This window comes from Dolichospermum sp. LEGE 00246 (assembly GCF_015207865.1).
Lineage (GTDB): Bacteria > Cyanobacteriota > Cyanobacteriia > Cyanobacteriales > Nostocaceae > Dolichospermum > Dolichospermum heterosporum.
In genome coordinates this window covers 1-1,893 of record NZ_JADEWA010000683.1, presented here as the reverse complement: position 1 = coordinate 1,893, position 1,893 = coordinate 1, and the positions used below count along the sequence as shown (strand labels likewise).

The 1,893-nt window shown below is 38.7% G+C and carries 2 protein-coding genes; both read right to left on the bottom strand.

The features are described from left to right. Positions 1 to 124: 124 nt before the first annotated feature. The gene (locus IQ228_RS25515; protein ID WP_027402975.1) at positions 125 to 1,483 is read right to left on the bottom strand and encodes a GTP-binding protein; all 1,359 of its coding nucleotides are present in this window, start codon (positions 1,481 to 1,483) and stop codon (positions 125 to 127) included. A 54-nt stretch (positions 1,484 to 1,537) separates the two neighbouring features. Continuing rightward, on the bottom strand, positions 1,538 to 1,750 hold the full coding sequence (locus IQ228_RS25510; protein WP_027402976.1) for a type II toxin-antitoxin system HicB family antitoxin: 213 nt from the start codon (positions 1,748 to 1,750) through the stop codon (positions 1,538 to 1,540). Positions 1,751 to 1,893 lie beyond the last annotated feature (143 nt).

The following is a 1,893-nucleotide window of genomic DNA, read 5'->3' as shown; positions in this document are numbered from 1 at the left end:
CCTAACCCCCCTTCCCTACCAGGGAATGGGGTTTTCAAAGCCTCTCCCCGCGTCGGGGAGAGGTTTGGAGAGGGGTCAATTTATACATTCAAAACTTTTCAAACACCCTCTTAGATTCAATCTCTCAAAACTCACCAAAAGTACCGCCTAATTCTTGCTGTAAGCGATACAAAATAGTATTTTTATCAACTTGTGACAAAATTTCCTGAATGACAGTATTAGCCCCCAATTGTCCCCAAGTACAGCCTTTTTCTAGATATAACTGGGCGGCTTTACCGACTGTATAAGCACCATAACCGGCAATTCCACCTTGGGCGATAGCACTCCCGAAAAAAGTAGTAATATTAAAGGGATTATCACCACTGGCGATCGCTGCGGCACTTTTACCTAAGCCTAATATAAGACTGCTGCCAATTTCACTTAATAATAAACCACCGGAACTAAATAAAATTGTTTTTAATAATTCACTGGCTTCATAGCTAGTCATGGGTAAACCATACAATTTAGCTAATGCCCGAATTAAAGCTAAATCGGTAATTAAACCACCTATTATATCTAAAAAAGCAATGGGATTTAAGCCAATGGCTAGGGCTTTATATTGGCTAAACCTCCAAATAATATCTTCTGCTTCTTTTTCGCGGATATGAACGGTTTTTTGGGCGATATTTTCTTCGGATTCTCTAGCTTGAATGAGTGCATTTAAAGCTAAAAGAGATCGTCCTTCTCGATTTAATATATTTAAGATTGTTTGCTTTAATTCATCTACTTGCGGTGGTGGTGTTTCCCATTCAGAAGTAACGCTTCCATCTGCATATTCTACTCTCACTTCCATTGGTGCAGGTTCAGCCGATATCATGACAATTTCATCGGGTAACAATGGCTGATTTTGGGTATTTCCTGCCCCTAATTGTTGAAGATTTTTATAAATTGCATTTTTATCTGTATCGGGATATAAATCAATTTTATTAAATACCAAAATTAAAGGTTTTTGGGCTTGACGTAATTCCAATAATCCTTGATATTCAGTTCTCGTAATATCCCCAGAAACCACGAACAAAATTAAATCAGCTTGACGCGCTACGTCTCGTGCCATTTGCGCCCGTGAATCTCCGGCAATCTCATCTAAACCGGGAGTATCAATTAATTCGACTAATACCTTATCTCCTGGTTTCCAAGGTACAGAACGTGGCGATTGAGTGACACCATTTAGGGGTCCGGTTTGCAGAATTTTTTCTCCTAATAAAGAATTTAATACTGCTGATTTTCCCCGACTGACTAAACCAAAAGCCGCAATTCTGATGACATTGGCATCTAATTTATTGAGTGTGGCATTTAAAGTTTCTATTTCTGGTTTTAGCAACCTTGCTAATTCTGGATTTGCGGCTAGTTGTCCCGATTTACGGAGATATCCATACCAAGATAATGCTTGTCTGAGACTAGCACGGGCGCGATTTAAATGTGTTTCTTGTAGGTTACGAGTCATAGGATTTTGGATTCTGTATTTTCAGATCCCCGACTTCTTAAAGAAGTCGGGGATCTAATTAATGCCGATAATTTGCGGTTCGGGTATTGGTTGTCCGTCTTCTAAATAAGATGAAATCAGCATTTCTAAAACTTCTTGGGCATTTTTTAAAGCCTCTTCATAAGTGTCTCCATGAGTACAAGGCTGCATGACATCTGTAAAATCTGGTAATGAAACTACATAACATTCATCTTCCTTAGACCATTGAATAATAATTGTATATTTCATTCCTCTGATTCCTCCTTTTCTTCTGTTTCTATTTTATTCAATTCTACTATTGCTTCATTAACTTGCTTCTCTAAGAGGGTGTTTGAGAAGTTTTTAATGTATAAACAAACCCCTCTCCAAACCTCTCCCCGAAGCGGGGAGAG